Annotated in this window: 24 protein-coding genes and 1 riboswitch; of the genes, 9 read left to right on the top strand and 15 right to left on the bottom strand. The window is 62.3% G+C overall.

Annotated features, from left to right (window positions below):
• Nucleotides 1-80: 80 nt before the first annotated feature.
• The 3 genes from mmsA to araD1 all read left to right on the top strand — a co-directional run bounded on the left by mmsA (nt 81) and on the right by araD1 (nt 4,078).
• Nucleotides 81-1,613: a multiple monosaccharide ABC transporter ATP-binding protein gene (gene mmsA, locus NKH05_RS17845; protein WP_353025816.1), complete on the top strand. Its 1,533-nt coding sequence runs from the start codon at nt 81-83 to the stop codon at nt 1,611-1,613.
• Entirely contained in the window at nt 1,610-2,902 is a 1,293-nt protein-coding gene (gene mmsB / locus NKH05_RS17840; RefSeq protein WP_023719488.1) for a multiple monosaccharide ABC transporter permease, read from the top strand. Before mmsA ends, mmsB begins: the two co-directional genes overlap by 4 nt.
• A gap of 183 nt (nt 2,903-3,085) precedes the next feature.
• Nucleotides 3,086-4,078, top strand: a complete 993-nt coding sequence (araD1, locus tag NKH05_RS17835) for an AraD1 family protein (RefSeq protein WP_353025814.1) — start codon at nt 3,086-3,088, stop codon at nt 4,076-4,078.
• A 30-nt stretch (nt 4,079-4,108) separates the two neighbouring features.
• On the opposite strand, the gene NKH05_RS17830 is transcribed toward araD1, so the two are convergent.
• Entirely contained in the window at nt 4,109-5,203 is a 1,095-nt protein-coding gene (locus tag NKH05_RS17830; RefSeq protein ID WP_352493787.1) for a 2'-deoxycytidine 5'-triphosphate deaminase, read from the bottom strand.
• Between the two features lie 135 nt (nt 5,204-5,338).
• A riboswitch (SAM riboswitch) is annotated at nt 5,339-5,416 on the top strand.
• A 70-nt stretch (nt 5,417-5,486) separates the two neighbouring features.
• Between NKH05_RS17830 and NKH05_RS17825 the strand changes: the two genes are divergently transcribed.
• The gene (locus NKH05_RS17825) at nt 5,487-6,677 is read left to right on the top strand and encodes an O-succinylhomoserine sulfhydrylase (RefSeq protein WP_352493786.1); all 1,191 of its coding nucleotides are present in this window, start codon (nt 5,487-5,489) and stop codon (nt 6,675-6,677) included.
• Between the two features lie 34 nt (nt 6,678-6,711).
• Here NKH05_RS17825 and NKH05_RS17820 read toward each other — a convergent pair whose 3' ends face one another.
• On the bottom strand, nt 6,712-7,866 hold the full coding sequence (locus NKH05_RS17820; RefSeq protein WP_353025813.1) for a ceramide glucosyltransferase: 1,155 nt from the start codon (nt 7,864-7,866) through the stop codon (nt 6,712-6,714).
• A gap of 227 nt (nt 7,867-8,093) precedes the next feature.
• Here NKH05_RS17820 and apaG point away from each other — a divergent pair, with 227 nt between their 5' ends.
• Nucleotides 8,094-8,486 (top strand): Co2+/Mg2+ efflux facilitator ApaG/CorD, encoded by a 393-nt coding sequence (gene apaG / locus NKH05_RS17815; protein WP_023719493.1) that lies wholly within the window; start codon nt 8,094-8,096, stop codon nt 8,484-8,486.
• A gap of 76 nt (nt 8,487-8,562) precedes the next feature.
• Here the strand turns inward: apaG and NKH05_RS17810 are convergent, their stop codons facing one another.
• The 3 genes from NKH05_RS17810 to NKH05_RS17800 form a co-directional block, all read right to left on the bottom strand.
• The gene (locus NKH05_RS17810; protein WP_023719494.1) at nt 8,563-9,573 is read right to left on the bottom strand and encodes an Hsp33 family molecular chaperone; all 1,011 of its coding nucleotides are present in this window, start codon (nt 9,571-9,573) and stop codon (nt 8,563-8,565) included.
• A 117-nt stretch (nt 9,574-9,690) separates the two neighbouring features.
• On the bottom strand, nt 9,691-10,602 hold the full coding sequence (gene argF / locus NKH05_RS17805) for an ornithine carbamoyltransferase (RefSeq protein ID WP_031194171.1): 912 nt from the start codon (nt 10,600-10,602) through the stop codon (nt 9,691-9,693).
• Nucleotides 10,603-10,616: 14 nt separating this feature from the next.
• Nucleotides 10,617-11,816: an aspartate aminotransferase family protein gene (locus NKH05_RS17800; protein ID WP_353025811.1), complete on the bottom strand. Its 1,200-nt coding sequence runs from the start codon at nt 11,814-11,816 to the stop codon at nt 10,617-10,619.
• Between the two features lie 354 nt (nt 11,817-12,170).
• On the opposite strand from NKH05_RS17800, the gene NKH05_RS17795 reads away from it, so the two are divergent.
• The gene (locus NKH05_RS17795; protein WP_023719497.1) at nt 12,171-12,695 is read left to right on the top strand and encodes a GcrA family cell cycle regulator; all 525 of its coding nucleotides are present in this window, start codon (nt 12,171-12,173) and stop codon (nt 12,693-12,695) included.
• 69 nt (nt 12,696-12,764) lie between these two features.
• On the opposite strand, the gene NKH05_RS17790 is transcribed toward NKH05_RS17795, so the two are convergent.
• From NKH05_RS17790 to NKH05_RS17780, 3 genes are all read right to left on the bottom strand, one after another.
• Nucleotides 12,765-13,772, bottom strand: coding sequence for a magnesium and cobalt transport protein CorA (locus tag NKH05_RS17790; RefSeq protein WP_023677347.1), 1,008 nt, complete (start codon nt 13,770-13,772; stop codon nt 12,765-12,767).
• A gap of 192 nt (nt 13,773-13,964) precedes the next feature.
• Nucleotides 13,965-14,690 carry a phosphate signaling complex protein PhoU gene (phoU, locus tag NKH05_RS17785; RefSeq protein ID WP_023719498.1) on the bottom strand — a complete coding sequence of 242 codons (726 nt, stop codon included), beginning with the start codon at nt 14,688-14,690 and terminating at the stop codon, nt 13,965-13,967.
• Between the two features lie 113 nt (nt 14,691-14,803).
• The gene (locus NKH05_RS17780) at nt 14,804-16,069 is read right to left on the bottom strand and encodes an ATP-binding protein (RefSeq protein WP_352493784.1); all 1,266 of its coding nucleotides are present in this window, start codon (nt 16,067-16,069) and stop codon (nt 14,804-14,806) included.
• Between the two features lie 109 nt (nt 16,070-16,178).
• Between NKH05_RS17780 and ppk2 the strand changes: the two genes are divergently transcribed.
• On the top strand, nt 16,179-17,081 hold the full coding sequence (gene ppk2, locus NKH05_RS17775; RefSeq protein ID WP_352482484.1) for a polyphosphate kinase 2: 903 nt from the start codon (nt 16,179-16,181) through the stop codon (nt 17,079-17,081).
• Nucleotides 17,082-17,105: 24 nt separating this feature from the next.
• Here the strand turns inward: ppk2 and NKH05_RS17770 are convergent, their stop codons facing one another.
• The 3 genes from NKH05_RS17770 to NKH05_RS17760 all read right to left on the bottom strand — a co-directional run bounded on the left by NKH05_RS17770 (nt 17,106) and on the right by NKH05_RS17760 (nt 19,337).
• Nucleotides 17,106-17,855: an enoyl-CoA hydratase-related protein gene (locus tag NKH05_RS17770; RefSeq protein ID WP_023719501.1), complete on the bottom strand. Its 750-nt coding sequence runs from the start codon at nt 17,853-17,855 to the stop codon at nt 17,106-17,108.
• 14 nt (nt 17,856-17,869) lie between these two features.
• Complete coding sequence (locus NKH05_RS17765; protein WP_023719502.1) at nt 17,870-18,508, bottom strand: acyl-homoserine-lactone synthase; 639 nt, start codon at nt 18,506-18,508, stop codon at nt 17,870-17,872.
• Between the two features lie 97 nt (nt 18,509-18,605).
• Nucleotides 18,606-19,337 carry a helix-turn-helix transcriptional regulator gene (locus tag NKH05_RS17760; RefSeq protein WP_352482485.1) on the bottom strand — a complete coding sequence of 244 codons (732 nt, stop codon included), beginning with the start codon at nt 19,335-19,337 and terminating at the stop codon, nt 18,606-18,608.
• 271 nt (nt 19,338-19,608) lie between these two features.
• On the opposite strand from NKH05_RS17760, the gene NKH05_RS17755 reads away from it, so the two are divergent.
• Nucleotides 19,609-20,460: an ABC transporter substrate-binding protein gene (locus NKH05_RS17755; RefSeq protein ID WP_353025810.1), complete on the top strand. Its 852-nt coding sequence runs from the start codon at nt 19,609-19,611 to the stop codon at nt 20,458-20,460.
• Nucleotides 20,461-20,474: 14 nt separating this feature from the next.
• On the opposite strand, the gene NKH05_RS17750 is transcribed toward NKH05_RS17755, so the two are convergent.
• A complete protein-coding gene (locus NKH05_RS17750) occupies nt 20,475-20,885 on the bottom strand; it encodes a tellurite resistance TerB family protein (protein WP_023719505.1) in 411 nt (136 codons plus the stop codon).
• Nucleotides 20,886-21,132: 247 nt separating this feature from the next.
• Here NKH05_RS17750 and NKH05_RS17745 point away from each other — a divergent pair, with 247 nt between their 5' ends.
• Nucleotides 21,133-22,788, top strand: a complete 1,656-nt coding sequence (locus tag NKH05_RS17745) for a lysine--tRNA ligase (protein WP_352716970.1) — start codon at nt 21,133-21,135, stop codon at nt 22,786-22,788.
• Here the strand turns inward: NKH05_RS17745 and NKH05_RS17740 are convergent.
• From NKH05_RS17740 to NKH05_RS17730, 3 genes are all read right to left on the bottom strand, one after another.
• Nucleotides 22,751-23,587: a thermonuclease family protein gene (locus tag NKH05_RS17740; RefSeq protein WP_353025809.1), complete on the bottom strand. Its 837-nt coding sequence runs from the start codon at nt 23,585-23,587 to the stop codon at nt 22,751-22,753. The two genes, NKH05_RS17745 and NKH05_RS17740, sit on opposite strands and share 38 nt — an antisense overlap.
• 11 nt (nt 23,588-23,598) lie before the next feature.
• Nucleotides 23,599-24,243 (bottom strand): S24 family peptidase, encoded by a 645-nt coding sequence (locus NKH05_RS17735; RefSeq protein WP_023719508.1) that lies wholly within the window; start codon nt 24,241-24,243, stop codon nt 23,599-23,601.
• Between the two features lie 81 nt (nt 24,244-24,324).
• A complete protein-coding gene (locus NKH05_RS17730) occupies nt 24,325-26,544 on the bottom strand; it encodes a 3-hydroxyacyl-CoA dehydrogenase NAD-binding domain-containing protein (RefSeq protein ID WP_352716972.1) in 2,220 nt (739 codons plus the stop codon).
• Nucleotides 26,545-26,554 lie beyond the last annotated feature (10 nt).

Genomic DNA, 26,554 nt, shown 5'->3' with positions numbered 1-26,554 from the left:
GGTCCTGCGCAGGCAGGGCCCCTTTTCGTTGGCGAGCCAGCCCGGTATTGTTTGCGGACCTCGCAGGAGTGGTATTCTCAATGGCATCGACGATTTTGGAGATGCGCGACATCACCAAGACGTTTCCAGGCGTCAAGGCGCTGTCGAACGTCAAGCTCATGGTCGAGGAAGGCGAGATCCATGCCGTGGTCGGCGAGAACGGCGCCGGCAAGTCGACGCTGATGAAGGTGCTGTCGGGTGTGTATCCGTCCGGCACCTATGACGGCCAGATTATCTATCGCGGCGATGAGTGCCATTTCAAAGGCATCCATGACAGCGAGCGCAAGGGCATCGTCATCATCCACCAGGAGCTTGCGCTGGTGCCGATGCTGTCTATCGCCGAAAACATATTTCTCGGCAACGAGCAGGCCAAATACGGCGTCATCGACTGGAATGCCAACGAGACGCGCACCAGCGCCCTGCTCAAGAAGGTCGGCCTCAAGGAAGACCCCAACACGCTGATCACCAATATCGGCGTCGGCAAGCAGCAGCTGGTCGAGATCGCCAAGGCGCTCAGCAAGGAAGTGAAGCTGCTCATTCTGGACGAGCCGACGGCGAGCCTGTCCGAAAAGGACAGCCAGGCGCTGCTCGATCTGCTGCTCGAATTCAAGCGGCAGGGCATCACTTCGATCCTGATCTCCCACAAGCTCAACGAGGTGAACCGGGTCGCCGACAAGGTCACGATCATCCGTGACGGCCGGACCATCGAGACGTTGGCCAAGAAGGACATCTCGGAGGACCGCATCATCACCTCGATGGTCGGCCGTTCGCTCGACGACCGCTACCCGCCGCGAGAGCCGAAGATCGGTGAGACCGTTCTCGAAGTGAAAAACTGGTCGGTCTACCATCCCATCCATGCCGAGCGGCAGGTCATCAAGGGCATCAGCCTCAACGCCCGCAAGGGCGAGGTGGTCGGCATTGCCGGGCTGATGGGCGCCGGCCGGACCGAGTTTGCCATGAGCCTGTTCGGCCGGTCCTATGGCCGTCGCATCACGGGCGAGGTGTTCCTTAACGGCAAGCCGATCGATGTCTCTTCGGTGAGCAAGGCGGTGGAACACGGCATCGCCTATGTTACGGAGGACCGCAAGACCTACGGTCTCAACTTGATCGACCATATCAAGCATAACATCACGCTGGCCAACCTGCCCGGCGTCTCGCGCCATGGCGTGATCGACGATTTGCGCGAGCTTTCCGTCGCCAACGATTATCGCGGCAGGACTAATATCCGCGCCTCAAGCGTCTACCAGATGACCGGCAACCTTTCTGGCGGCAATCAGCAGAAGGTGGTGCTGTCGAAATGGCTGTTCGCCAATCCGGAAGTGCTGATCCTCGACGAGCCGACACGCGGTATCGATGTCGGCGCCAAATATGAAATCTATACGATCATCGCGCGTCTCGCCTCCGAGGGTAAGGCAATCATCGTCATCTCGTCGGAAATGCCCGAACTGCTCGGCATCACCGACCGCATCTACGTCATGAACGAAGGACGCATCGTCGGCGAAATGGCGGCGAGCGACGCCAGCCAGGAAAAGATCATGCGCGCCATCGTCCGTGGAGAAGGGAAAGCATCATGAGCACCGAAAGCGCTCCCGGGCCGCAAACCGGCGTCGCCCAGGATATACAACAGGCACCTCGCATTGCCGTCTCGGCGCTGGTCACCAATCTGCGCGAATACGGGTTGGTGCTGGCGTTGATCGCAATCATGGTGTTCTTCCAGTTCACCACGTCCGGAACGCTGTTCAAGCCGGTGAACCTCAGCAATCTCGTGCAGCAGAACAGCTTCATCATCGTGATGGCGCTGGGCATGCTTCTGGTGATCGTTTCGGGCCATATCGATCTCAGCGTCGGCTCAGTCGCCGGCTTCATCGGCGCACTGGCGGCGATGATGATGGTTATCTGGCCGCTTGGCCCATTGAGCAATCCGCTGGTGGTGTCGATCATCTGCCTGATCGTGGGTGGCGCGATCGGCGCGGCACAAGGCTACTGGATTGCCTATCACCGAATACCGAGCTTTATCGTCACGTTGGCGGGCATGCTGATCTTCCGCGGCATCTGTCAGGCGCTGCTGGGTGGCGGGTCTTCCGTGGGGCCGCTTCCAGTCGGCTTCAAGGCGCTGAGTTCCGGCTTCATTCCGGACCTGATCGGCCCATTGACGCTGATACCACCGACCGTGAACGCCGCCGGCAAAACCATTGTCGGCAGCGGCCTGACGCTGCACCTGACGACTATCGTGATCGGCCTCGCCGCCGTGCTCGCCTATGCCTATTTCGGGCTCAGGGCGCGGCGCACCCGCGAGCGGCATGGCTACGAAGCCGAGCCTTTCTCGCTGTTCGTCGTCAAGACCCTGGTGATCAGCGGGCTGGCACTGTTTCTGGTCTACCAATTCGCCACCTATAGGGGCCTGCCCATCGTTCTCATGGTGATGGGCGTGCTGATCGCGTTGTTCGTCTTCGTTACCAAACGCATGACGATCGGACGCCGCATCTATGCGATGGGCGGCAATGCCAAGGCAGCCCAGCTATCGGGCATCAAGACCGAACGGCTGACGTTGATGGTGTTCATCAACATGGGCGTGCTGTCGGCACTCGGCGGCCTGATTATCGCGGCGCGCCTGGGGCAGGCGGTGCCTGCGGCGGGCCTCGGCAGCGAACTCGACGTCATCGCCGCGGTGTTCATTGGTGGCGCTTCGGCGATGGGCGGCGTCGGCCAGGTCATCGGCGCGGTGGTCGGCGGTTTCATCATGGGCGTCATGAACAACGGCATGTCGATCATGGGCGTCAATGTCGATTGGCAGCAGGTGGTCAAAGGCCTGGTGCTGCTCGGCGCTGTCGTCTTCGACGTCTACAACAAGAACAAGGCTTGAGAGGCAACCAGGAGGCATACGGGTCACATCGCGGCGCTGCCGGGCGGCGCGAAGAAGTCCCCCGAGGGACCTGACCCGCGAGCGCAATCCGGACGAAGAATTTCAACCGCGGCGTGGACAGGGTCCGAGCCGCGCCGGGCAGGGTTTGCCAAGAAGGCAGGCCGCAATTCAGAGAGGGTTACCATGCTGATCTCACAGATCCTCGACGACGCCGAGACGATCCGCGTCGTTGCCCGCAACGGCGGCAAGACCCGCGTCATCAACGGCGCTCGCAGCGTCTATTCGCTGGCGATGGAAGCCGCGCGCACCGGCACCGGGCTTGTCGCCCTGATCGAGCGCAAGGGCTTCGGCGAAACCGTCGATCTCGACGCAGCCTACAAGAAGGGACGGCTGCTGTCGCCGATCAACCATCCCGATCCGGCGCATCTCCATCTCACCGGCACCGGGCTGACGCATCTCGGCTCCGCCGCGACCCGCGATTCCATGCACAAGAAGCTCAGCGATGGCGGCGAGGAACAGCTGACCGATTCCATGAAGATGTTCCGCATGGGGCTGGAGGGCGGCAAGCCGGCGAAGGGCCAGATCGGCGTGCAGCCCGAATGGTTCTACAAGGGTAACGGTACCATGGCAGTGGCGCCCGGCGCGGCGCTCATGTCGCCCGCCTTCGCCCAGGATGCCGGCGAGGAGCCGGAAATCGCCGGAATCTATGTGATCGGCGACGACGGCGCCCCGTTCCGCGTCGGCTTCACGCTGTCGAACGAGTTTTCCGACCACGTCACCGAGCGCGTGAATTATCTCTTCCTCGCCCATTCGAAACTGCGCAACGCCTCGTTCGGGCCGGAGATCCTGATCGGCGACCTGCCGTCCGACATTCGCGGCGCTTCACGCATCCTGCGCCACGGCAAGCTGCTTTGGGAAAAGCCGTTCCTGTCGGGTGAAGCGAACATGTCGCACACCATTGGCAATCTCGAGCATCACCACTTCAAATACTCGGCCTTCCGCCAGCCGGGCGACGTACATGTGCACATGTTCGGCACGGCGACGCTGTCCTTCGCCGACGGCATCAGGACCGAGCCCGGCGACGTATTCGAGATCGAGGCGAAGGATTTCGGCCTGCCTCTGCGCAACCCGCTCGAAATCGAGCAGCCGGTGAAGGTGGCGGTGAAGACGCTTTGAGCCGGCATAGGCCGCAAAGTGAGGGGAAGCTCAGCGCGCGGCGCGGAAATGCTTGGACAGTTTTAGGCCTTGCGCCTGATAGTTCGAACCGAGATCGGTGCCGTAGAGCGCTTGCGGCCGTTTCAGCATGTGCTCGTAGACCAACCGTCCGACGATCTGGCCATGATCGAGAATGAACGGCACTTCGTGGCTGCGCACCTCGAGCACCGCCCGGCTGCCGGTGCCGCCCGACGCCGAATGGCCGAAACCGGGGTCGAAGAAACCGGCATAATGGACGCGGAACTCGCCGACCAACGGATCGAAGGGCGTCATTTCGGCGGCGTAGAGCGGCGGCACATGCACCGCCTCGCGCGACACCAGGATGTAGAATTCGTCCGGATCGAGCACCAGCTCGCCGGCACCGCTCTTGTAGAGCGGCTCCCAGAAATCGACGACATCCTGCGCGGCGCGCTTGTCGACGTCGACCAGGCCGGTGTGGTGCTTGCCGCGATAGCCGACCAGCCCATCCTTGTCGCCGTCGAGGTCGATCGACAGCGCGATGCCACCGCCTGAGATGTTGGGTGGTTCGGTGGCGACCAGCATCTCGGCGCGATGCAGGTCGTGCAGTTCGCTTTCCGACAAAAGCGCATTGCCGGTGCGGAACCTGATCTGCGACAGCCGCGAGCCGGTGCGTACAACGATCGGGAAGGTGCGCGGGCTGACCTCCAGATAGAGCGGGCCTTCATAACCGGCGGCGATCTTGTCGAACTCGTGGCCGCGGTCGGTCATTACCCGAGTGAAGATATCGAGCCGTCCGGTCGAGCTTTTCGGGTTGGCCGAAGCCGAAATATGAGCGGGCAGCGCCAGGCTTTCGAGCAGCGGCACGATGTAGACGCAGCCGGTTTCCAGCACGGCACCTTCGGCGAGGTTGATCTCGTGCAGCTTCAGCCGGTCGAGCTTGTCGACAACCCTGTGGTCCGGACCGGGCAAGAAGGAAGCACGCACCCGCCAGGCCTTGTCGCCGAGCCTGAGGTCAAGGCTGGCCGGCTGGATCTGATCGGCATCTAACATGCGCGGCGATTTCAGCGCGCCCGTCTGGAACAGCGCGGAAATATCCTGATCGGGAAGAATGCCTGTCTGCCGCAAGGGTCTGGCTCCGTTCGAACGCCGGGCGAGGTCTTGTTCTGTCGCAGGTCCGACCGTGGACGCCTTTGGCACCTGCTTGGTACAACCCTCTTAATCATGCCGGCAATTGACGCAAGCGCGGCGCGGGTCTAAAGCTCGTTATCCCGTGGTGATTTGGCCGGTCGGCTTGCAGCCACGTTAAACAAGTCGCTAAAGGACCGTCGGGCCGCAAGGCCATATGGACCGGTTGCGACTTTCGCGACCGGTTTTTTGTTGTTTGGACCAATTTTGGTGTTTGGATAGAATGATGACCAAGAAGCGCGACTGGAAGCCTCAGACCGCACTCGTGCACGCCGGGACGCTGCGTTCCGGCTTCGGCGAGACCTCCGAGGCGATGTATCTCACCCAAGGCTATGTCTACGAGACGGCGCAAGCGGCGGAAGCCCGCTTCAAGGGGGAGGAGCCGGGCTTCATCTATTCGCGCTATGCCAATCCGACGGTCGACATGTTCGAAAAGCGTATGTGCGCGCTGGAAGGCGCCGAGGACGCGCGCGCTACGGCGTCCGGCATGGCGGCGGTGACGGCAGCGCTGCTGTGCAGCGCCAAGGCGGGCGACCATGTCGTGGCGGCGCGCGCACTGTTCGGCTCCTGCCGCTGGGTGGTCGAGACGCTGGCGCCGAAATACGGCATCGAGGCAACGCTGGTCGATGGCACTGACATCGCCAATTGGGAACAGGCGGTCAAGCCGAACACCAAACTGTTCTTCCTGGAAAGCCCGACCAACCCAACGCTGGAGGTGGTCGACATCGCCGCCGTCGCGGCACTTGCCAACTCGATCGGCGCCAGGCTGATCGTCGACAATGTCTTCGCCACGCCCTTGCAGCAGAAACCCTTGCAGCTCGGCGCCCATATCGTCGTCTATTCGGCCACCAAGCATATTGACGGCCAAGGGCGCTGCCTTGGAGGCGTTATCTTGTCGGACAAAAAATGGATCGACGAGAACCTGCATGACTATTTCCGCCACACCGGCCCCAGCCTCTCGCCCTTCAATGCCTGGACCCTGCTGAAAGGCCTGGAGACGCTGCCGCTGCGCGTACGCCAGCAGACGGAAAGTGCCGGCCGCATAGCGGATTTCCTCGCCGAGCGCCCGCAAATCGCCCGTGTCATCTATCCCGGCCGTGCCGACCACCCGCAAGCGGCCGTGGTCAAGAAGCAGATGTCGGGCGGCTCAACGCTGATCTGCCTGGATGTGAAGGGCGGCAAGCAGGCGGCCTTTGCTTTCCAGAACGCGCTCGACATCGTGCTGATTTCCAACAATCTCGGCGACGCCAAGAGCCTGATCACCCATCCGGCGACGACCACACACAAGAACTTGACCGATGAGGCCCGCGCCGAGCTCGGCATCGGGCCGGGCACGCTCAGGCTTTCCGTCGGCCTGGAAGATACCGACGATCTGCTCGAAGATATCGAGCAAGCGCTGAGAGCCGCCGGATAGGGCTGACCGAACAGAGGTGAGCGGGGGGCGCCGATCAGGCGCCGGACGGGGTCTCTTCCAGCTCCGCGACGGCCTTGGTCTGGATGGTCATAACGTTGCCGCGCCAGTCGACGGCGCCGCTCAGCCAGCCGCGCGCCCATATCGCCGGCAGCATGCAGTCGCGAACCATCATCGCCAGGATGGTGCGCAGCGACAGGTGCCATCCTTTGACCCAGGCCAAGGCACATTCCGGCAGGTAGGCCGCGACCAGCACGGCGATGGCGGTTGCCGGCAGGCTGACGCCGGCGTCAGCCGCCGCGATCAGCGCAAGCAGCAGCGGCGGCGCCGCGCCGATCAGGATCTCGGGGGCGAAGAACAGCGCGAAGGTGACGCGGCGCAGCCGCGCCCAACGCGCCTGCCGAGACCAGATCTCGCCAAGCGTGCGCCGGCCGAGCGGCTGTTCGAAGGGCGAAGCGACAAGATTGACGCGAAGTCCGAGCCGGTTGACCAGCTTGGTCGCGGCGGCGTCCTCGGCGATCTCGGCGGCCGGTGCGCGGATGCCGCCATTGGCGTCAAGCATCGGCTTGTTCCACAACATGCTCTTGCCCTGGGCGAAGCCAAGGCCGAGCGCCTCTCCAGCGTACTGCCAGCGTGCCTGCAGTGTGTTGAGAAAGGCGCATTCGACCTCCCCCCAAAACCCTTCAGGCCGCGAGCCGATCGGCGTCGAGCAGACGAGGCCGGTGTCGGGCCGCCATGCCGCCATCAGCTGCTGGACATAATCGCTCGGCATAAGCACGTTGGAATCGGCAAGGATGACCCAGCGATAAAGCGCCGCTTCCCAACCCTTCACGCAATTGTTGAGTTTCGGATTGCCGCTGATGCGGTCGTCGCCGACGAGCAGCCGGGCGCGTATAGCCGGAAAACGCGCCATTGCAGTGGTGATCGACTTGACCACGGGGTCGTCGGCATGGGCGACGCAGAAGATGAGTTCGTAGCGCGGCCAGTCGAGTGAGAAGGCGCGCTCCAGCGTCTCCTCGGTAAACGGCTCGACGCCGCGCGCCGGGACGACGATCGATACCGGTGGCACGGTGGCGGCCGGCGATGCGATCCTAGCTGCTCGCTTCAGCTTCAGCGAAGCTAACAGGATGCTGGCGAGATTTGAAAGAAGGAGAGCTATGGAAAAGAGGGCGGCTGCGAATGTCGGTTCCATCGAGATCTGGTCACTCCAGAAATGCTGGCCGCATGACGGCCGTTTTCAACAATTCGACAGAACACCGAGTCGCCCGGCACAAGCCTGCACACCATCATTGTCATGTGTCACTTAAATGACATTGTTTTTCGGCACCTGCGCTTGAGTCGGGCAAGGAGATGACGCGCATCGTTGATCAAACTGCGCTGAGCGTCGAAAGTTCCGTCTACATTGCTTTGGAGCAGTTCATGTACAGCGCCGTCACCCGCAACATCGAAGTGCAGGTCAGGCCGTTCTATCTGGAGGATCATTCCGACCCGCCGCAAAACCGCTATGTCTGGGGCTACCAGGTGACCATCGACAATCGGTCGGACGAGTTCGTGCAGCTTCTGTCGCGCTACTGGCACATTACCGACGGCACCGGCAAGGTCGAGGAAGTGCGCGGCCCCGGGGTCGTCGGCGAGCAACCCGGACTCAACCCCGGCGACAGCTATCAGTATACGTCTGGATGCCCGCTCTCGACCCCGTCCGGCATCATGGTCGGGCACTACACAATGCGCAACAAGCGGGGCGAGACCTTCGACGTCGCCATCCCCGCCTTCTCACTCGATTTGCCAGGCACGCGGCGCACCGTCAATTGACGTTCACTTTGATTCCTCTTCCCGCCTTGCGGGGCGAGGAACCCAAGTTCTGCGAAGGCAGCCGCACTGACGCTCGTTATTGAGCCGCTGCAAATTCCGCCGGGTCGAAGTCATATTGCTTCGAGCAGAATTCGCAGGCGACGTGAATGCTACCATCCTCGGTGCTGTCTCTGATCTCCTCGGCGGAAAAACCCTCGAGGATGCCGCGGATCTTCTCCCTCGAGCATGAGCACTGGTCGGCGACCGGCACGCCGCCGAAGACGCGGACACCATGCTCGTGGAACAGCCGGTAAAGCAGCCGCTCGGCGCCGATAGTCGGATCGATCAGCTCGGTCGGTTCAATAGTACCAAGCAGCGCCAGCAGTTCCTGCCAGGAATTGTCGGTCGGGTCGTGGATTTCCTCACGCGGATCGCCGTCGCCCCCGGGAAGGTCGGGTACGCGCATGCGTTCCGGCGACTGCGGCAGGAATTGTGCCAGCAGGCCACCGGCGCGCCATTGCTCGCGGGCACCGCCGACGCCGGGCGTCAGAAGCTTGGCCACCGAAAGCCGTAGGTCGGTCGGAATCTGCTCCGATTGGCGGAAATAGGTGCGTGCGGCTTCTTCCAGCGTGACGCCGTCGAGCTGGACGATGCCCTGGTAGCGTTGCGTGTGGGCGCCCTGGTCGATTGTCAGCGCCAGGACGCCGCTGCCGAGCAGCGTCTGCGGCGACGTCTCGCCGGCAGCCGTCAAAGCCTCCAGCCGGTCGGCATCGAAGCGGGCATAGGCGCGCAGCGCGTGCGGCGTGGAGAAATCCGCGACCAGCATATCGACCGGCCCGTCGGTGCGGGTCTGCAGAATGAACTTGCCCTCGAACTTCAACGAAGTTCCGAGCAGGACGGTCAGCACACAGGCTTCGGCCAGTAGTCGTGCCACCGGCTCGGGATACTCGTGGCGGCTGAGAATAGCGTCGAGCATCGGCCCGAGCTGGACGGTACGGCCGCGCACGTCGAGCGGGCCGACCTCAAACGGCACGACATGGTCGTCGCCGGCGTAGCCGAACTCGCCGAGCTTGGGTTGATGTTCAGCCAATTGACGAGTTTCCAACATGACAAAGCTCCGGGGCGCGGCGATGCCGCCCTCCGGGGCGCATGCGACGAGACGCGCTCGATTTGCGTGATGCGCCTGAGATAGGCACCACGAACTCCCGGATCAAGGCGGCCCGGATCAAGCGCCCAGGCACCAGGCCAAAACCGCCTTCTGGGCGTGGAGCCGGTTCTCGGCCTCGTCGAACACCACCGAATGCGGCCCATCGATGACCTCGTCGGTAACCTCCTCACCGCGATGCGCCGGCAGACAGTGCATGAACAGCGCGTCCGGCTTGGCTTTCGCCATCAGGGCCGCGTTGACCTGATAGGGCAAGAAGACATTGTGGCCGCGCGCACGGTGCTCCTGACCCATCGAGACCCAGCAGTCGGTGACGATGCAGTCGGCCTCGTGAACGGCCTCCTCGGGCGAACGAGTGAATTTCAGCTTGCCGCCATTGGCCTTCGACCAGTCGACATGCCTCTGAGCCGGTTCGCTGCCTTCGGGCACGGCGACGTTCAGCTTGAAGCGGAACCGCGCAGAGGCCTCCAGTAAAGAATGCAGGACATTATTGCCGTCGCCGGTCCAGGCGATCGTCTTGCCGGCCACCGGACCGCGGTGCTCTTCGAAGGTCATGATGTCGGCCATCAACTGGCAGGGATGGGTTTCGTCGGTCAGCCCGTTGATGACGGGCACCGTAGCGTTTTCCGTCAGTTCCAGCAGCCGGTCATGCGAGGTGGTGCGGATCATGATGGCATCGACATAGCGCGACAGCACCTTGGCCGTGTCTGCAATAGTCTCGGAACGGCCAAGTTGCATCTCGGTGCCAGTCAGCATGATCGTCTCGCCACCCAACTGCCGCATGCCGACGTCGAACGACACGCGCGTGCGCGTCGAGGGCTTGTCGAAGATCATCGCCAGCACCTTGCCTTCGAGCGGCTTGGTGCGTTCGCCGGCCTTGAGCCTCGCCTTTCGCACAGCTGCGTCGTCGAGCATGAAGCGCAGATCGCCTTCGGAAACGGCGGAAAGATCGGTGAAGTGGCGAAGGGACATCAGGAATTCCAGGATTACTTCGCGGCGGCAGCGACGATGGCATCCGCCAGGCTCTTGGCGCCGGCACGAATGCGCTCGAGCCCCTCGTGGATCTCGGCATCGGTGACGGTGAGAGGCGGCAACAGACGGATAACGTTGTCGCCGGCCGGAACCGTCAAGAGATGCTGGTCGCGCAGTGCCACCGTAACCTTGGTGTTGGGCATCGCGCATTTAAGGCCGAGCATCAGGCCGGTGCCCCTGATGCTTTCGATAACGTCCGGAAATTCGTCGGCGACACCGGCCAGCCCCTGTTTCAAGAGCAGCGCCTTGCGCCGGACGTCATCGAGAAAGCCGTCTTCCAGCACCACGTCGAGCACGGCGTTGCCGACCGCCATGGCCAGCGGATTGCCGCCGAAGGTGGTGCCGTGCACGCCGGCGGTCATGCCGGCCGCTGCCTCGTCGGTGGCGAGGCAGGCGCCCATCGGGAAGCCGCCGCCGATGCCCTTGGCCACCGCCATGAGGTCGGGTGTGACACCCGCCCACTCATGCGCGAACAGCTTTCCGGTGCGGCCGACGCCGCATTGGACCTCGTCGAAAATCAAGAGCAGTCCGTGCTGATCGCAGAGCTGCCTGAGCCGCTTCAGCGATTGCGACGGCACTTGCCTGATGCCGCCCTCACCTTGCACCGGCTCGATCAGGATCGCCGCGGTTTCAGGCGTGATCGCCTTTTCGGCGGCGTCGATGTCGTCGAAGCCGACTTGGTCGAAGCCGTCGACCTTGGGGCCGAAACCTTCCAGATATTTGTACTGGCCGCCGGCGGCGATGGTCGCCAGGGTGCGGCCATGGAAGGCGCCTTCGAAGCTGATGGTGCGGAAGCGCTCGGGATGGCCCTTGATGAAGTGATAGCGCCGCGCCGTCTTGATGGCGCATTCAAGCGCCTCTGCGCCGGAATTGGTGAAGAACACCTTGTCGGCGAAGCTGGCGTCGGCCAGCCGCTCGCCGAGCCGGCTCTGTCCCGGAATCTCGTACAGATTGGAGACGTGCCAGAGCTTGGCGGCCTGTTCAGTGAGGGCCGCGACCAGATGCGGATGGCTGTAGCCCAATGAATTCACGGCGATGCCGCCTGCGAAATCGAGATATCGCTCGCCCTTGTCGGTGACCAGCCAGGTGCCTTCACCGTGGTCGAAAGCCAGGGGTGCGCGAACAAAGGTCTCGAAAAGCGCCGAACCGCTCATTATATGCGTCTCCGGAACCGGAAAATCAAAAAGCCGCCAAAGCGGCGGCCCTTGTGGCTTATCGTGTTTTTCGGCCGTGAAGTCAACGAAAAGGTCGCGCAAGGACGTGCGGCAAGCCCCCCAGCACAATGCCGGCTCATAAGCGACCGGGCAAGTTGGGGAAAACCGAAAAAACCGATTCGTGTTGGCCTTGGGACTCTTGTCACCGAGTCAGCGCATAAGGTAATTGTAGTAGAGAAATAACTAGATTTCGTGCGGCGGACCTAATCACCCGATATATGTGGTGTCTGCCCGGCAGAAGCCGGGTCGGGAATGGATTCCGATTGCCGCACTTTTCAGCAGGAGCGCGGTCTCATGAACTGGACTGACGAGCGAGTCGAACTTCTCAGAAAATTGTGGTCGGAGGGTCTCAGCGCCAGCCAGATCGCCGCACAGCTTGGTGGGGTCAGCCGCAATGCGGTCATCGGCAAAGTGCACCGGCTGAAACTGTCCGGCCGCGGACGCACAACCGCATCACCGGCACGCCAGAAGAAGACGGTACAGGGATCGACGATCCAGAAATCGGTGTCGCGGGCAGCAAGCGCCACGCGCCATGCCACCACGTCGATGTCGATCGGTGCGACCGCGCTCAAGGCGCAGTTCGATGCCGAACCGGTGTCGCGCCACTATATCCGCCCGGTCGAAAACGTCGTCGTGCCGATCTCCCGGCATCTGCAACTCGTCGAGCTGAACGAGCGCACCTGCAAGTGGCCGAATGGCGATCCGCTTTCGGAAGACTTCCATTTCTGCGGCAACGACGCCGCCGAAACCGGACCCTACTGCAAGTACCACGCCCGGGTGGCGTTCCAGCCGGCGTCGGAGCGGCGGCGGAGCAGGTGAATGGTGGCGGCTTGAGCCTGGCGTAAGAAGCAAGGCTCCCATTTAGCCCTATTCACTATTCACCTCTCTTCAAAGCCACCCATTCTTGCGAAACCGCCAGTAAAGAAACGTGCAGATCAGGGCGATTGCCGCCAGTACGGCCGGGTAGCCATATTCCATCCTCAGTTCCGGCATGTCGCTGAAATTCATGCCGTAGATGCCGGCGAATGCTGTCGGCACGGCCAAGATGGCGGCCCATGAGGCAAGCTTCTTGGAGATCGCCGTCTCCTGACTCTGGCCGACCAGAAGGCTCGCCTCGAAGGCGAAGGCGAGAACCTCACGCAGGCTGTCGATCTTTTCCTGGACCGTGCGGATGTGGTCGGTGACGTCGCGAAACAGCGGGTGCATGGCTGTATGGATTTGCGGCAGATCGGCGCTGGTCAGCCGCCGGCAGACCTCCACCAGCGGCAGGGCCGCATTACGCAGGCGCAAGAGATCGCGGCGCAGCATGTAAAGCCGCTCGATGTCGGAGCCGGTCATCGGCTTCAGCAGAACCTTGTCCTCGATCGCCTCGACCTCGTTTTCGATCTGCTCGAGCACCGGCATGTAGTTGTCGACGATGAAATCGAGAATGGCGTAGAGGACGAAATCCTCGCCCTTGGCGAGGGAATGCGGACAGCTTTCCCAGTGCTGGCGAACGGCGGCGTAGGAGGTCGACGGGCCATGCCTGACGCTGACAATGTAGCCAGCGCCGACGAACAGATGCGTCTCGCCGAAGGTGACACGGCTGTCGATCAGCTGCGCCGTGCGGGCAACGATGAACAGGGCATCACCATATTGCTCGATCTTCGGCCGTTGGTGCGGATGCTCGGCGTCCTCGATCGCCAACTCGTGCAGATGGAATTGCGCCTGGACGCGCAGCAATAAATTGCGGTCGGGCTCCAGCAGTCCGATCCAGACGACATGGCCCGGCTTCCCGGCCCATTCGCCGGCTTCCTCGATCGGTATGTCGGCGATGCGCCGCCCAGCCGTATAGACGCCGCAAGCGATTATGCCCGACATCGGCGGCGCGGGAGCAAACTCGCGGACATATTCCATCCCAGCCTCCTGAAGGCAGGCTTTCATCGCGGAACTGAGAAGTCGGCGCGTCGAAAGCTTAGCGCAATTTGCTCTCAGGTGGCGAATCCGAAATTCGCATTAGTGTGGAGCAGCAGGGGAGCTGCTTTTCGGATTTGAGAGCCACTCCACCAAGTGGCAACTCTAGCGGCCACCACGTTTTGTTTCGAGAACTCACTTCGCAGGCAGCGTTGCGGGAAGAATTATCTTATCCGTCTTGTCGCCCTTCGGGCGATCGGCCGGCATCTGATCGCCGGTGACGATATAGTAGATCGTCTCGGCGATGTTGGTGGCGTGGTCGCCGATGCGCTCGATGTTCTTGGCGCAAAACAGGAGATGCGTGCAGGGCGTGATGTTGCGTGGGTCTTCCATCATGTAGGTCAACAACTCGCGAAACAGCGAGGTGTACATGGCATCGATCTGGTCGTCGCGGTCGCGCACGAAACCGATTTTCTCCACCGACCGCGACGCGTAGACGTCGAGCACTTCCTTGAGCTGGGTCAGTGCCAGATTGGCCAAAGCCTCGAGGCCGCGGAACAGGCTGTTCGGCTGGCGCCCGTCGGCGACGGCAACCACCCGCTTGGCGATGTTCTTGCCGAGGTCGCCCACCCGTTCGAGGTCCGCCGAGATGCGGATCGCGCCGACGATCTCGCGCAGATCCGTCGCCATCGGCTGGCGCTTGGCGATGATGATGATCGCCTTGTCGTCGATCTCACGCTGCCCCTCATCCAGAACCAGGTCGTCTCGAATGACTTTCTGGGCGAGCCCCGGATTCGCATTGACCAGCGCCGCTACTGCCTGCTCGACCATGCGCTCGGCATGCCCGCCCATCGCCGCGATGCGCTTCGACAGATATTTCAGCTCCTCGTCATAGGCGCTGACGATGTGCACGGACTGCATGGACGAATGCCTTCCCGGATCTTCTGGTTGAGTCGTTCGCTCGAATCCCCGCTGATACGCTAGCCGGATGACAGAAAAAAGAAACGGCCCATCATGTGGTAGATAGTACGGCGTCAGCGAGCCGGCAAATGGACCGTGAACGCCGCGCCCTTGCCGACCTCCGACCTGATGGAGAGTCTGGCGTTGTGGCGGGTTAGGATATGCTTGACGATGGACAGGCCAAGGCCGGTGCCCTTTTGGGTCCGGCTGTTCTCGACATCGACGCGGTAGAAGCGCTCGGTGATGCGCGGGATATGTTCTTCGGGGATGCCGGGGCCGAAATCCCTGATGGTGACGTCGATGCCCGGCTCGGGATCGCTGTCGCCGCGCGTGATCGACACCACGACGCGTCCACCGGACTGACCGTATTTGCAGGCGTTTTCTAGCAGGTTTTCAAAAACCTGGAAAAGCTCGTCGCGATCGCCGGGCACGTCGAGCGGCCCTTGCGCGAAATCCCGCTCGATGACGACGCCGCTTTCCTTGGCCAGCGGCCCAAGCGAATCGATGACGCTGTCGATGGCCTGGCGCAGATCGACCTCGGTTCCCGGCTTGAGATAGGGCTTCATCTCCAGGCGTGACAGCGACAGAAGGTCGTCGATGAGGCGCGCCATGCGGCTGGTCTGGTTCTGCATGATCTGCAGGAACTGCTCGCGTGCCGCGGGGTCGTTGCGGGCCGGCCCGCGCAGCGTCTCGATGAAGCCAGCGATCGAGGCGAGAGGCGTGCGCAACTCGTGGCTGGCATTGGCAATGAAGTCGGCGCGCATTCTGTCGATCCGGCGCGCCTCGCTCTGGTCCTTGAACACCAGCACGTAGAGATCCGTGGCGTGGCCGACAGAAGACGCGCTCACCCGATAAGCTCGTTCGACCGGCAGCTTCTCGATGTAGTCGACGCTGTCCGAAGCGACGTTGCCCGACAAGATATTATCCAGCAAGGCCTGCATTTCCGGCGCGCGGAATTTCAGCGACAGCGATACGCCGGGGGCAATCCCACCAAAGGCTGCAAAGGCGGCGGCGTTGGCATGGACGATGGCGGCGGAGCGATCGAAAATGACCAGCGGATCGGCAACCGCCGCCGCGAGATATTCGCCGGAAAGCCGTTGCAGGCCGCTCGCCTCGATGGCCGCGGCATTTTCGGTCGATTGATGCGCGACGCCGGCCGGCAGCATCGCAGCGGCAACCAGCACGGCGCCTGCCAGCAGCACCACATAGCCGGATATGCCGGCAAAACCATAGACCATCAGAACTGCAACGAAGCCGGCCGCCAGCAGCCAGCGGCTGTTCCACAGCCGCATGGCGACGGCTTGCGCCCTGCCTTTCCGCTCTGTGCCGATGTCGGCCATTTGCGCTCCGTCGCCTGCGCTCCGTCTGCGGCCACCTCAAGAACTTCCTGCTGGACCGGCATGGAGGCTCCCAATAGCATGAGTCCGGAAGCTGGAAAGGTTCGTCTCGATGAAAAACGCCAAGGAAGGCCCCGCTACAGGTTCGTCGGGGCCGTTGAAGATCATGATCGACGGCAAGGAGCGGGAGTTCGACATCGAGGCCCCCACTCTTCCGGACTGGGTCGAGGACCGCAAGCTGACCGCCGGCGGCTATCCCTACGACAAGAAGATGAAGAGCGAGGGGTATGACGAGAGGCTCGAGCAGCTGCAGATCGAGCTGGTCAAGGCGCAGGCGTGGCTACAGTCGACGGGCAAGCGGGTGATGTCGCTGTTCGAGGGACGCGACGCCGCCGGCAAGGGCGGCACGATCTTCGTTTTGCGCCAGTATCTGAACCCTCGGACGGCGCGCAACGTGGCGCTGACCAAGCCAACACCCACTGAGCTTGGACAATGGTACTTCCAGCGCTACGTCGACCACTTCCCGACGTCGGGCGAATTCGTCACCTTTGACCGCTCCTGGTACAACCGCGCCGGCGTTGAACCGGTGATGGGATTCTGCACGCCCGCGCAGCACGAGCAATTTCTGGACGAGGTTCCGCATTTCGAGCGGATGATCCGCAACGAGGGCATCTATTTCTTCAAATTCTGGCTGAACATCGGCAGGGAAACGCAGCTTGAGCGATTCCATGACCGTCGCTGGAGCCCGCTGAAGAGCTGGAAGTTTTCGCCGATCGACATCGCCGGCATCACCAAATGGGACGACTACACCAAGGCGCGCGACCTGATGGTCGAACGCACGCACAAGGAGTTCGCGCCCTGGATCATTGTGCGGGCGAACGACAAACGGCGCGCACGGCTGGCGGTCATGCAGCGCATTCTCCTGTCACTTCCCTATGACGGCCGTGACCTCGACGTCATCGGCAAGGAGGACAAGAAGATCATCGGCGAAGGGCCGACTTTCCTCGAAAAATAAGCTCACCTCATCGATTCACGGCTCTCATGCCGCCATCCGGGCAATCCGCTGCAGCCGCTTCAGCGTGGTGTCGTCCTGCAGCGCCTGCTGGAAAAGCGAGATCTCCTGATCGATGCGGTCGCAGAGCGCGCCGGTGTCCCCCCTAAGCAGGTCGCGCGTCTGCAGCAGTGCCGCGACTGGCTTCTTGGCGAGCTGCCTGGCTCTGGCCAACGTGGCTTCCTCGACACTGACGTCCGTCACGATCTCGCCGACAAGGCCGAGCTGCCTGGCATCTTCGGCGGCGAGCGTGTCGCCGAGGCAGAAGAAGCGGAACGCACCGGCATAGCCGAGCTTCTGCGGCGCCAGGATGCTGGTCGCCGCGTCCGGCACCAGGCCGAAATCGACGAACGGCACCCGGAACGTGCTCTTGCTCGAGGCGATCACCATGTCGCAGTGGAACAGGATGGTGCAGCCGACGCCGACGGCGTCGCCGTCGACACAGGCAAGCACCGGTTTCGGGAACGTCGCCAGCGTGCGGAACATATCGGTGACGGCGGCGATCAATCGCCGATGTTTGGTGGCATCGAGAAATTCGGAGAAATCAGCACCGAGGCAAAAGCACCCGGCCAGGCCGCGCAGGACCACGACGCGGACGTCGTCATCGACAGCGGCTTCATGGAATGTCCTGGCCAGGCTTTCGTAGGCCCGCCTGTCCAGCACCGGGCGGCCGTCACCCGACGATACGGTGACGATCAGCGTGTGATTGCGGAATTCTGTTTTTGAGTGAACGTTCATGGCCCTCTCCAATCTTACGAGGCGCGTCTCTGTCCGAGCATGTCCGGGTACCCTCTGGCCAGCACCGGCGCAAAGTGATTGCGGCGCGATCGCACCACGTCGAGCGTGTGCTCGTTGAAGGTGAGCAGTGTGGCAACGACCTGCTGGTTGCCATAGGTCCGCTGATAGCCGAGCGGCGTTGCCAGGAAATGCAGTTGCAGCGCGCGAAGCACCCACATCGGCTCGAATTCGATGATCACCTGGTTGACGTTGCGCTTCAGACCCCACTCGACGAAGCCGGCGATCAGTTCGGTGCCCACCGTCGACACGCCGCGCCGGCCGTCGCGGAATCCCGGCGCAACCGCATAGCGGGTCAGTTCATAGACATTCGGCCCCGACGGTGGGGTTCCCTCATAAAGGTCCGCCAGCACATCGGTTAGAAGATGTGCCCGGGTCGTCGGCAACATACGCTGGTAACCGGCGAGCTCGCCATTGCGGATGACGATCTGGTGCACTGCCTCGTCGTGGTCGAATTGATCGATCTCGAGGCCATCGGGGCGCTGCAGATCGGTCCATCCCATCTCCTCGACGAAAATCTTGTAACGCAACCGATGAACTGCCTCCCAAAGGCCTGGGCGTTCCATCAATTCCTGGGTGGTGAGGGAAAAAAGCATTTGCCGTCTCCTAGGTTCAATAGGAAAATACGGCCGTGCTCCCCCGAGAAAATTACGCGATCACGTAGGCAAGAATTTCTAGGCCGGCGCGGCCGACCTAGTTAATATAGCCGCGCCTTATCGCTTCCGCGACGGCTTGGACCCGGTTGACGGCACCGAGTTTGCTTTTGGCGTTAAGAAGGTGTTTCTCTGACGTGTGTTCCGAAATGCCGAGAATTTGGGAAATCTCCCATTCGGACTTGCCAACGGCGGCCCATTGCAGGCATTCGCGCTCACGCGGCGTCAATTCGACATGGTCGATGGTTTTGCCCGCCATGGTGTGGAGCTGCATGGCGCGGCCAATCGCATAAGTCGAGACCAACGAGACCAACCCGAACTCGGCGCCCGACAATTCGACAGCCTCGCCGCCCAGCGACACCATGACGATCTGGCCATCGAGCGTGATCAGCGGGAAGGCCAACCCGTCGCGCAGCTTGAATTCACCGGCGTCGCCCATCACCTCGCCGCCGCTCTTGCCGATGCGGATGCCCTGAGACGCTTCCCGCCACTGGAACGGCGCCTGAAGCTGCTTCATGTGGCTGACGACGGGATCGTGATCGACGTAGTTGCGTGCGACGTAGCGCTCAAGCCATTCAGCCGGCCAGTCGCAAAGCAGCACATGGTTCTTTTGCTGATTTTTCGGCGTTCCAGGTTGCGGAACCGTCCCGGCCATCAGCGCCGTCAGCCCGAACCCGCTTGTTACCCCCAGCAGCTTTTCGCAGACGGCGGCCGCTGTGCCGGCGTGCTGCAACTGATCTATCAACTCCAGGGTACGATCGAAATGACCCATCGCAACATCTACCCCATGTTGCCTTCCGCACTTGAGACCAATGGCAGTGATCAACCCGCACTACGCCATCAACCCCGGACTGCAAAGCTGCTCCCTCTGTACGCCCCACCGCTCCTCTTGAGCCGGCATCATACAGTCACTTGCAAACTCACTAAACAATATCCCTAAATTGCCATGATGAAACCAAAAACCGTTGTGCCTGAGTTATTTTCGTACAAGAACCTGTGTTATTTCGTACGAAAGCCGGGGCAAGACTGGACGGAGTCGTCGCGTGGCGTTTCGGTGCATATCCATTTCATTGATCTCGATGCTGATCGGAGTGCAATCGCTTGCGGGTGCTGCGCGCGCTGCGGAGCCGCAGGTGCCGGTGTTTTGGGACGCCAAGGTGCGGCTGCCAAAGCCGGACCTTTCGATGCTGCCGCGGCTGCGATTCCTGACCACCACCGATTTCCCGCCCTTCAACTTTCTCGACGGGGCAGGCCGACTGTCCGGCTTCCATGTGGACCTGGCGCGCGCCATCTGCGCCGAGCTCGGCATTGCCGAAAAATGCCAGATCCAGGCGCTGCCCTGGGCCGAGCTCGAAGGCGCGCTGCGGAAAGGCGAAGGCGAAGCGATCATTGCCGGAATCGCCGCCACGCCGGAATCGCGGTCGAAATACGCGTTTTCACGCTCCTACCTGCAATTTCCGGCACGCTTCGTCGTGCCGAAGACACAGGCGCTGACGGAACCAATGTTCGACAAGCTGCGCAGCAAGCGTGTCGGCGTGATCGCCGGCTCCGGGCATGAGCGGATGCTGCGCGATTATTTCGGCGACGTCCAAATCGTCCCCTTCGCAAAGCCGGAGGAGCTTTATGGCGAGCTGAAAGCCGGCAAGATCGACGTCGCCTTCGGCGATGGCATGCGTTTTGCGTTCTGGCTCGGCGGTTCGGATGCGGCGGGCTGCTGCCGCTTTGCCGGCGGCCCCTATCTGGCGCCCGAATATCTCGGCTCGGGCATGGCGATCGCCACCAGGGCCGACGATCCGGCCCTGGCCGCCGCTTTCGACTATGCGCTGCAGGAAATTTCGGTGAAAGGCACGTTCGCCGAGTTCTATCTGCGCTATTTTCCGGTCAGCTTTTTCTGAGCTTGGCTGCTGGCTCAGGTCAGCGTGCGAAGGCGGGCCTTGGCGGCTCGCGCGATGGCGGCGACCGTCAGCGCATCGAGGTCGAGTTCCCGGCGGACGAGCTGCAGCACGCGCACCTCCTCCAGTCGCATTTCGAGATCGACGGCCGCGACCTCGAAGGCAGCGGCATAGGCGGTGTCACGCAGGCGGTCGGGCAGCGCCTCGGCGACGCGCGCCAGGACGCCCTCCAGCCCGTCCTTTTCTTGCAGCATTTTCTGGCAGGCCTGGGCGACCTCGACCAGCCGCTCCTGATTGAAATCCTCAAACACCGGCCAGGATCGAACGACGTCGCCGATCCGCGCCAGTTCGACATCGGTCATGTCGCGGTCTGACGCCGAGGTGATGACCATCAGGTAGATCATGGCTTCGTGTGGCGACAATGGCATTTACAACTCCTTGAGACGGGTCCCGAAGTTAGGAACGAGGGACCGGCGCCGCAAGGAAAAAGAGCCGCGATCGTTGACGCTCCGGTCAGGCCCTGAAGCCTGATCCATACCGATTAAATGGGACGGGGCTCATATCTTCTTGCCTGATCACGGTCCTGCCCGGAAACCGGGTTCCACTTTTCGGGATCATAGTCTAGAGCATGCGGCTGCCGGCACGGATGCCGGCAAAGCTGCAGGAAATAGCATCATGGCCGGACAACAGCCGATCGATCTCAGCCCGGAAGTCCTCACCGCCGCCGCCGAAAGCAAGGCGTGGCCGTTCGAGGAAGCGAAAAAGATCGTCGCCCGCTACGCGAGCAGCGGCTACCCGGAAACGGTGCTGTTCGAGACCGGCTACGGCCCGTCGGGGCTGCCGCATATCGGCACTTTCGGCGAGGTGGCGCGCACATCTATGGTGCGCCACGCCTTCCGCGTGCTGACCGAAGACAAGGTCAAGACGCGGCTGCTGTGCTTCTCCGATGACATGGACGGATTGCGCAAGGTGCCGGACAATGTGCCTAACAAGGACATGCTGCGCGCGTATCTCGGCAAGCCGCTGACCAGGATACCGGACCCTTTCTCCAATGAGTATCCGTCCTTCGGCGCCGCCAATAACGCACGGTTGCGCGCCTTCCTCGACCGTTTCGGCTTCGATTACGAATTCGCTTCCTCGACCGACTATTATACTTCCGGCCGCTTCGACGCGACGCTGCTCAAGATGCTCGAGCGCTTCGATAAGGTGATGGCAATTATGCTGCCGTCGCTGCGTGAAGAGCGGGCGCAGAGCTATTCGCCCTTCCTGCCGATCCATCCCAAGACCGGCATCGTCATGCAAGTCGCGATCGATGAGCGCAAGCTCGACGCCGGCACCATCGTGTGGCGCGACCCGGACACCGGCGAGCGCTTCGAGACGCCGGTGACCGGCGGTCATGCCAAGCTGCAATGGAAGCCAGACTGGGCGATGCGCTGGGCAGCACTCGGTGTCGATTACGAGATGTCCGGCAAGGATCTGATCGATTCCGTCAAGCTCGCCGGGCAGATTTGCCGTGCGCTCGATGCTCCAGCGCCGGAGGGCTTCAATTATGAGCTGTTCCTCGACGAGCACGGCCAGAAGATCTCGAAGTCGAAGGGCAATGGGCTAACCATCGACGAGTGGCTGACTTATGCGCCGACCGAGAGCCTTAGCCTTTATATGTTCCAGCGCCCGCGAACCGCGAAGAAGCTTTATTTCGACGTCATCCCGAAGGCGGTAGACGAATATTACACGTTCCTCTCTGCTTATCAGAAGCAGGATTGGAAAGAACGGCTGGGCAATCCGGTCTGGCACATGCATGACGGCAATCCGCCTATCATCGACCTGCCGGTGTCGTTCGCGCTGCTGCTCAACCTGGTCAGCGCCTCGAATGCGCAGAACAGGGACGTGCTGTGGGGCTTCATTTCGCGCCACGCACCGGGTGTGACGCCGGCAACTCACCCCGAACTCGACCGGCTGACCGAATATGCGATCCGCTATTTCGACGATTTCGTGAAGCCGGCTAAGGTGTACCGTGCCGCCGACGCGGTCGAGCGCGAGGCGCTGACCAAACTTTCGGAAGCGCTCGCCGCGCTGCCCGCTGACGCCGCCGGCGAGGCGATCCAGAACGCCGCCCTCAATGTCGCGCGCAAGATCGAGCGCTACCAGGATCGTTCCAAGCAGAGCCCTGAGGGTGGACCCGGCGTCTCCGTCGCCTTCTTCCAGATGATTTATCAGGTGCTGATAGGTCAGGAACGCGGGCCGCGCTTCGGTTCCTTCGCCGCACTCTACGGCATTGCCGAAACGCGTGAGCTCATTCGACGGGCGCTTGCTGGTCAGCTGGCGGCTTGAGGACGCCGTCCTGCTCCTCCAGGATCGAGCCCGGCGCCACAGGCGCGGATCGCGACGCAGCCGGGAGCGGCGGCAGGCCTGAGACGCTCGGCGCCGGCCCGAAGACGCCCTTTTTCGCTGCACGCGCCTTCTCGCCGGCTTCTATGTAAGCGCCGCCCTTGGCGGCGCGCGCCCAGCCGTTTTCGACCAACCATTGGCCGATATCCTGATTGCCGATCCGGCACTCGGCGGCGATCAGGTCACGGCCGCCTTCGGGCGGCACGGCACAGACCACCGCACGACCGCGCAGAAAAGCGCGGAAGGCAGTTCGCGCCCGGATGCCGCAACTCCAAGACTTGCCGCCGTCGGTGCAAGTCTCGTCCTGCTTGACGATGTCGATGCCGGAAACCGCAATCGAATAGCCCTTTGCCTCGATGACCCCGGCGGCCGGCGCGACCGACTGGAACAGTTTCGTGCCTTTCCAGTCGTCAGGCATTTTCGTTTTTGGCGGCCTGGGCAGTCCGGCCAATGCCAGATCGCTCAACGGTGCGCGCGGCTCAATCCGTTCAAGCTCGTCGGAACCGAGCTGCGGCGGCACCACGATTTCCGGATCGATTGCCCTTGAATGCGTAGCCTGCTTGGCCGCCTCTGGTTTCGAGATGGCCGACGTAGCCGGCGCGGCGGGCTGGGGTTCAGCGCTGACCTGAATTTGCTCGCCAGGGCCGCCGCTTTGGTTCTGGACGGCGCGGCCGCCAGCGACAATTGCCGTGGCCATCGCCGGAATCGCCAGAACGGCCAAGGCAAGGTGAGGCAGACGCACCGGCCCCGCGCCTACTGGCTTGCCCAGACAATCCGCGCCACCCATTCGACATCACGCATGGGGATGTCGCGGTCCGGATGATCGGGATTGAGGGAGACCAGCGCGATCGACTTCGGTGTCTGGCGGTCGAGCACCTTGGCCATCACCTCGCCGGCATTGGTCTTGACGACGACGCGATCGCCCTTTCGTATGATAGCCCCCGGCTCGACGATCAGGACATCGCCATTGCGGTAAAGCGGCAGCATGGAATCGCCCTGGACCTTCAACGCATAGGAGGTTTCGGTTGCCCGTGCCGGCAGCTCGATCAGGTCCCATCCCTGCCCCGCCGGAAACCCGGCGTCGTCGAAGAAGCCACCGGCGCCCGCCTGGGCGAAGCCGAGCAGCGGCACCGACGATTTCTGCACGGGCAGTGCGCCGGAATTACCCCGGCCTTCGACCAGCCCCGCAAATTCATCCAGCGAGGCGCCGGTCGCCTCGATGATCTTGGCGAGCGATTCGGTCGACGGCCAGCGCGGCCGCCCATCCGAGGACAGCCGCTTCGATTTGTTGAAGGCCGTCGAGTCGAGGCCAGCGCGCCTGGCCAGCCCGGAGGCCGAAAGCGAATAACGCTCGGCGAGAGCGTCGATGGCGGCCCAAACGCGGTCATGCGAGAGCACCTTGCTCTCCTTCGAAACAGGAAAAAATACCTTCCCTGTTCTACCTCTTGGCCGCCATCTTGTCCACCGCCGAAGACGGCGTCACGCTGCCTCCTTGGCCTCGTTCCTGTCATAGGGATCGAAACGCTCATAGAAGGTCTCGCCCTTCTCGGCCATGTCGAGCAGCAGCTTCGGCGCCCTGAACTCGGCGCCGTATTTCTTCTGCAGGCGCTTGGCGATCTTGACGAATTTCTTCGCGCCGATGCCGTCGATGTAGGACAGTGCACCGCCTGTGTAGGGCGCGAAGCCGAAGGCCAGGATCGAGCCGACATCGGCCTCGCGTGGATCGGTAACGATGCCCTCCTCCATCACCCGTGCCGCCTCAAGCGCGATGGTGACCAGCAGCCGCTGCTTCAGCTCCTCATAATCGACCCTCTCCGGCGCCAGTTGCGGGTAGAGGTCCCTGAGGCCTGGCCACAGCTTCTTCTTGGCAGGTTTTGCCGGATAGTCGTAGAAGCCCTTGCTGTTCTTGCGACCCAAGCGACCGTGTGTGTCGACCATCGTGCTGATCAGCGCCATCTGCTTCGGGTCGACCGCCTTGTCGCCGAGATCGCGCATCGTCTGCTTCATGATCTTCTGGGCAAGGTCGATCGCGGTCTCGTCGGTCAACGCCAGAGGACCGACCGGCATGCCGGCGGCTTTCGCCGCATTCTCGATCATCGGCGCCGGAACACCTTCGATCAGCATCTTGTAGGCTTCCGACATGTAGCGCAGTACGCAGCGATTGACATAGAAACCGCGCGTATCGTTGACGACAATCGGGGTTTTCTTGATGGCGCGGACAAAGTCGATCGCGGTGGCCAGCGCTTTGTCGCCGGTCTTCTTGCCGAGGATGATCTCGACCAGCATCATCTTGTCGACCGGCGAGAAGAAGTGGATGCCGATGAAATTCTTTGGCCGCGCCGAATTCCTGGCCAGCGATGTAATCGGTATGGTGGACGTATTCGAGGCGAAGGTCGCCGAAGGCTTGAGCACAGCCTCGGCCTGTTCGGTGGCGCCCTTCTTTACGGCCGAATCCTCGAATACCGCCTCGACGACAAGATCGCAGCCGGCGAGATCGGCGTAATCGGCCGTCGGCGTGATCAGCGTCAGCAACTGGTCCTTGTCCTGTGGCTTGGCACGGCCCTTCTTCACCTGATCCGAGATAAGGTTGTCGGAATGCGCCTTGCCCTTGGCGGCAGACTCCATGTCACGGTCGAGCAGCACCACCGGAATGCCCGCCTTGGCCGTCACATAGGCAATGCCGGCGCCCATGAAGCCGGCGCCGAGCACGCCGATCTTCTTAAACCTCGTTTCCGGCACACCGGCCGGGCGGCGCGCGCCCTTGTTCAGTTCCTGGAGCGACACGAACAACGAGCGGATCATCGCTGCCGCTTCCCTGGTCTGCATGATCTCGGTGAAGTAGCGCTGCTCGATCCGCAAGGCGGTGTCGAACGGCACCAGCAAGCCCTCGTAAACGCATTTCAGGATGGCGGCAGCGGCGGGATAGTTGCCATAGGTCTCGCGGCGCAGGATGGCGATGGCCGGCGGCCACAGATTGGCACCGGCCACCGAATAGATCGGAGCGCCGGGCAGCTTGAAGCCTTTTTCGTCCCAGGGCGCCACCGGTTTCAAGCCGTTCCTGATCATCGCCTTGGCGGTTTCGACCAGCTTGTCCGGCTCGGCAATCTCATGGATCAGGCCCATCGACTTGGCCTTCTGCGGCGACAGCGTCTGGCCGGAGGTCAGCATTTGCAGCGCCTGCTGCTGGTCGGTCAGCCGCGGCACGCGCTGGGTTCCGCCGGCGCCGGGGAAAATGCCGATCTTCACTTCGGGAAGTGCCATCCTCACTTTGTCGGAATCGGCCGCGACACGGCCATGGCAGGCGAGCGACAATTCGAACGCGCCGCCCATGCAGGTGCCGTTGATCGCCGAAACCCACGGCTTACCCGAGGTTTCCAGCTTACGGAACAGGCCGTTCATATAGCCCGCATTGTCGAACAGCGCCTTGGTCGCCTTCTCTGGGTCCTTTGCCTTGTCGGCGGCGAAGGTCGCCAGCATCTTCTGCAGCATGGTGATGTCGGCGCCGCCCGAGAACGTATCCTTGCCGGAGGTAATGACCGCCGCCTTGATCGCTGCATCGGTCGCCACCTTGTCGACGATGACGTTCAGCTCGAGCGTCACCTCTTGGGTGAAGACGTTCATCGAACGGTCCGGCATGTCCCAGGTGACCAAAGCAATGCCGTCGGCGTCGGTGTCGAGGGTGAAATTGGTATAGCTCATCATCTCTCTC

The sequence above is a fragment of the Mesorhizobium sp. M1399 genome, assembly GCF_040317735.1.
GTDB lineage: Bacteria > Pseudomonadota > Alphaproteobacteria > Rhizobiales > Rhizobiaceae > Mesorhizobium.
Note: the sequence above shows the minus strand (reverse complement) of the source record. Positions and strands in the feature narration are given on the sequence as shown.